At 69.9% G+C, this 4219-nt stretch carries 5 protein-coding genes; all 5 read right to left on the minus strand.

Annotated features, from left to right (window positions below; translation table 11 throughout):
• Nucleotides 1-257, minus strand: a 257-nt coding sequence (locus P1J78_RS24275; protein WP_275569951.1) for a hypothetical protein, incomplete at its 3' end; no start/stop codon positions are given.
• Nucleotides 258-345: 88 nt separating this feature from the next.
• Nucleotides 346-1356, minus strand: coding sequence for a medium chain dehydrogenase/reductase family protein (locus P1J78_RS24280; protein ID WP_275569952.1), 1011 nt, complete (start codon nt 1354-1356; stop codon nt 346-348).
• A gap of 13 nt (nt 1357-1369) precedes the next feature.
• On the minus strand, nt 1370-2323 hold the full coding sequence (locus tag P1J78_RS24285) for an alpha/beta fold hydrolase (RefSeq protein WP_275569953.1): 954 nt from the start codon (nt 2321-2323) through the stop codon (nt 1370-1372).
• Nucleotides 2320-3492 carry a serine hydrolase domain-containing protein gene (locus P1J78_RS24290; protein WP_275569954.1) on the minus strand — a complete coding sequence of 391 codons (1173 nt, stop codon included), beginning with the start codon at nt 3490-3492 and terminating at the stop codon, nt 2320-2322. Before P1J78_RS24290 ends, P1J78_RS24285 begins: the two co-directional genes overlap by 4 nt.
• A 5-nt stretch (nt 3493-3497) precedes the next feature.
• The coding region (locus tag P1J78_RS24295; RefSeq protein WP_275569955.1) for a CPBP family intramembrane glutamic endopeptidase at nt 3498-4219 on the minus strand (722 nt) is incomplete at its 5' end.

Raw genomic sequence — 4219 nt, forward strand, 5'->3', positions numbered from 1 at the left:
TCCTGTTCCATGAAGAACTCGACCATGCCGGGACCGCCATGCAGGAACAGGAGCACCGGGTTCGCCGGATCGGCGCTCTGGATGAACATGCCCTGCGGGATGCCGCCGATCTCGACGGTCACGCGCTCGGACAGGCTGCCGGGAATGACGTTGCCATCGGCGTCGCGGAGCGGAGCCGGCCGGCCCGGGCTGAGCAGGGTGAGCGTGACAAAGCCAGTCAGAAGGACCGCCGCGAGGGCAAGGAACAGGCCGGTCATGACCCGAGCGAACGCCGACCGCCGGCCGCCGGCCCCTCGGAAGGATCGAGTGCGTCCCATCTTGCCGCTCCTCTCGCGTCGGCCCGCATCACGGCGCGGATACCCTCAGGACCAGTTTGCCCGCGACCTCTCCGGCCTCGATGCGTTCGTGGGCGCGGCGAACCTCTTCCAGTGGGAGCTCCTCGGCGACTACGGGTGCGATGCGCCCCTCTGCAAGCATCGCGAACAGATGCGCCAAGTCTTCGCGGAACCAGTCGGGGTGCTTTCGCCGCATCGCGCCGATGGAATAGAAGGCGGTGGCGTGACCGTTGGGCAGCCAGTCCCACAGCGTGAGCTTCACGAAATCCAGCGGGATCGAGCCGCCGCGGCCCAGGACTTCGTTCTGGAAGCCGAAGGCCACGAGCATCCCGCCCGGCTTCAGCACGTGGAGCGAGCGGGTGAGACTGTCGCCGCCGAGCGGGTCGAAGACGAAGTCGACCCCTTCGCCGACGGCTTCCCGCAAGGTGTCTTCCGGCGCGTCGGCCGCGACGGCCGTAGCGCCAAGGCGACGGATCAGGTCGTGCTTGGCTGCGATGTCGGTGCCGTAGGCCGTGATCCCCGCGTCGCGTGCCAGTTGCAGCATCGCCGTGCCGACGGCCCCGCCCGCGCCGTGGATCAACAGGCTCTGCCCGGCCCGTGCATTCGCCACGCGCTGCAGCATCTGGAAGGGCGTCACCGCCGACAGGATCATGCCGAGCGCGTCGGTCTCGGAGACACCCTCCGGCACGGGGGTCAGCCGGTCCTCGGGCAGGCATACATATTCGGCATAGGCGCCGATGGTCGTCAGATCCGCGACCCTGTCCCCGGGGCGAAAGCGGGTCGCATCGGGGCCGGCGGCATCCACCACGCCGACGAGGTCGTAGCCGGGCGTGAACGGCGGTTTCTCCTTCACGTCCGGGTAGAGGCCCTTGCGGATCATCACGTCGGTGAAGGCGGCGCTGGTCACCAGCACACGGAGGCGCAGCTCGTTGCCTTCCGGGTCCGGCAATGCGTCGATAGTCTGCATCTCCAGCGTGTCCGGGTCGCCGAACCCGGTCAGCACGATCTTTCTCCAGGTCATCTCCGTGTCTCCATCAGGCGGCCTTCACGAACGCTGCGATCTCGTGCGCCATATCCGCGTCGTGGCCAAGCCAGATATGCCCGCCCTCGGGCCAGATCGTCACGGTCGCGTCCGCGATCCGATCCGCGAGGCGCCGCGCCGTCTCCGCCGTGCCGAAGAGGTCGTCCTCGCAGGACAGGATCAGCGTCGGCACCGCGATGTCTTCATAGGCGGTGGGCGACGGCGTGCCGGCCCAGAACCCGTCGGTCCTGAGCCCGTCCGCCTTGCGGCTGATCGGCATGAGCCCGTCGAGGATCAGCTCCGCGCGCCGCCGTTCCTCCGGCGCCACGCGGGAGAGCAGCGCGGGGTCGGTGGCCAGAAGCGTCCGGATCATCTGTCCCGGCACCAGCGAGGAGAGCGTCCAGAACGCGAGGTCGGACCCGAGGACGACACTCACGGCCATCCGCTGAAGGGCGGTGAACTCCACCGGGTCGCGTCCGGTCAGGTTGGCCGCCGGCACCAGCAGGACGAGGTGCGAGCACCGGTCCGGGTGCCGCAACGCGAATTCCGCGGCGGTCAGGGCGCCGGCCGAGCCGCCGATGACAGGCAGGCGCTCGATGCCCAGGTGGTCGAGAAGCGTGACCAGGACATCCGCCTGGTGCGCGGGCGAGGCGTCGTCGGGAAAGGCGCTGCGCAGGTAGCCGAAGCGCGAGGGCGCGACGATCCGGAAACCGCGCTCGCGCAGCGCATGGGCAAAGAGCAGGCCCTGGTCGAACCCGCCGCCCGTGCCGTGGATCATCATGACCGGCGGGCCATCGCCGGCGACCGCGTATTCCAGCGGGCCGGCATCCGTCTCGATCAGGCTGCTGCGGCGGGCGAGACGCGCGTCGGCCGCGGCCATCGCGCTTCGGTAGGCACCGGTCGCATAGGCGCCGCCGGCCAGGACAAGGCCGCCGAGGCCGGTGAGGACCGCGCGGCGGGAGATCATTGCTGCACCGCCATGGCGAGCCGGGCCAGCGCGGCCTCCAACTCGCCCACGTGATTGGAGCTGTCATCGACAACACCGGCGTCGCTGTTGATCTGGAAGGCGACCGTGACGCCGGGGTCGGCGTAGTGGCGCAGGCTGGAGACATAGCCGGGAATCCAGCCGCCGTGGCCGTAGACAGGCCCGAGCGGCGTCTCGGCATAGATCGCGACACCCGCACCGTAGAGGATGCCGGGCGCGTCGGGCGCCACCGGCCCCCCGTCTAGGAGCCGGTCGAGATAAGGGACCGCCATCGCCTCGCCGCCGAAGAGCGCATGGCCCCAGCGCGCCAGGTCGGCGGAGGTGGACGCAAACCCGCCGCCGGTCCATTCCACGCCCGGATCCCAGACCAGCCGGCCGTCCGCATGCGCTGTCCGCACCGGCAGGCCGAAGGGGTTGTCCGGGATGGTGTAGCCCACGGCGAGGCCGGGCAGGTCCGGCCGGTCCGACGGGAGCGTGTCGTCCAGAGCGAGCGGAGACAGGAACCGCTCCGCGACGACGTCGTAGTAGCGCTGCCCGGTGACCGCCTCGATCACCAGGCCGAGCAGGATATAGCCGGTGTCGCTGTAGGCCCAACCGGTGCCGGCGTCGAACAGGGCCTCCCGCCCGATGACGAATCCGAGCAACTCCTCGGGGGTGAAGACGCGCTGGCCTGAGGCGATCCTTGCGGCCGCGGCGTCCTGGAACTCCGCCAGGTGCGGGTGATCCGGCAGGCCGGACCGGTGGTGCAGCAGGTGCCCGATCGTGATGCTCCGGGCATTGGGCAGGTCGGCGAACCAGGGGCGGTCGCCGAGATGATCGGCCAGGAGGTCGTCCTGCGAGATCAGCCCATCGCTTTCCAGCGAAAGGACCGTCGCCGCCAGGAAGGTCTTGCCGATGCTTGCCGCCAGCATCGGTGTTCCGGGCGTCATGGCCCGGCCCGCCTCGACATCCGCCAGGCCCGTCGCGGCGGTTGCGAGCGTCCCGTCCGGCAGAACGATGGCAGCCGTCGCGCCCGGCAAATCGTAGCGCTCGCGGACCGCTTCGAGCGTGTCGCGCAACCGGTCCGTGAGGCCGGTTTCGTCCTCCGCCAGAGCCGGGGCCGTCGCCAGAAGCGACAGGAGGATTGCGGCCAATGCAAGAACAGTCCGCATGGCGTTCACCTTGCCACCTGCGGCGCGGGGTACGGCGAGGACGGAATGACCTCCGTCACGGCGCCCGCGCGGGTGAACATCGTCTCGCGGTTCCACCAGACGACGACAACGGCGACGCCGGCGAGAATCCCGGTATCCCAGGGCTGCGCATCGGGCCAGAACGGGTTGATCAGCTGCCAGTGAAACAGCATCGGCCAGAGCAGGCTGCCGCCCGTGCGGTTCAGGATCGGCGTGACCAGCACGGCGAGCACGACATTGCCGATGAAGAAGGGCAGGAAGTTCCAGCCACCGAACACGGTGCCCGCGAGGTAGAAGGCCGGCAGGTGCCAGAATCCCCAGATCGCCCCGATCAGCGCCCCGGCCCAGACCGGCGCCAGGTGGCGCTGAATAAGGGGTTGCAGCACACCGCGCCAGCCCAGCTCTTCGATGGGGCCGAGGAACAGCATCATGACCATGACGGCGACCATTGCGCCGGCGCCTTCGGGCGGCAGGGGCGCCATCACCGGGCCGCCCTTGACCAGTGATCCGGCCACGAAGACCAGCGGCAGGCCGATCACGACGAAGACCACCCAGCCCGCCGGCGCCCGCCAGAGCAACAGCCGCGACAGGAACCGCCGCAGGCCCGCGGCACCGGCATGGGACAGGACCAGCACGAGCGCCGCGATGGCGGGCGCCCATGTGGCGAGGAAGAAGAGCGGGTGCGCGCCGCTGATCTCTCCGAACCAGC

Source organism: Psychromarinibacter sediminicola, assembly GCF_029168335.1.
GTDB classification, from domain to species: Bacteria; Pseudomonadota; Alphaproteobacteria; order Rhodobacterales; family Rhodobacteraceae; genus Psychromarinibacter; species Psychromarinibacter sediminicola.

Excerpts from the sequence above, each read along its gene's own strand:
- P1J78_RS24285 (WP_275569953.1), bottom strand. The coding sequence starts at position 2,323 with ATGATCTCCCGCCGCGCGGTCCTCACCGGCCTCGGCGGCCTTGTCCTG.
- P1J78_RS24280 (WP_275569952.1), bottom strand. The coding sequence starts at position 1,356 with ATGACCTGGAGAAAGATCGTGCTGACCGGGTTCGGCGACCCGGACACG.
- P1J78_RS24290 (WP_275569954.1), bottom strand. The coding sequence starts at position 3,492 with ATGCGGACTGTTCTTGCATTGGCCGCAATCCTCCTGTCGCTTCTGGCG.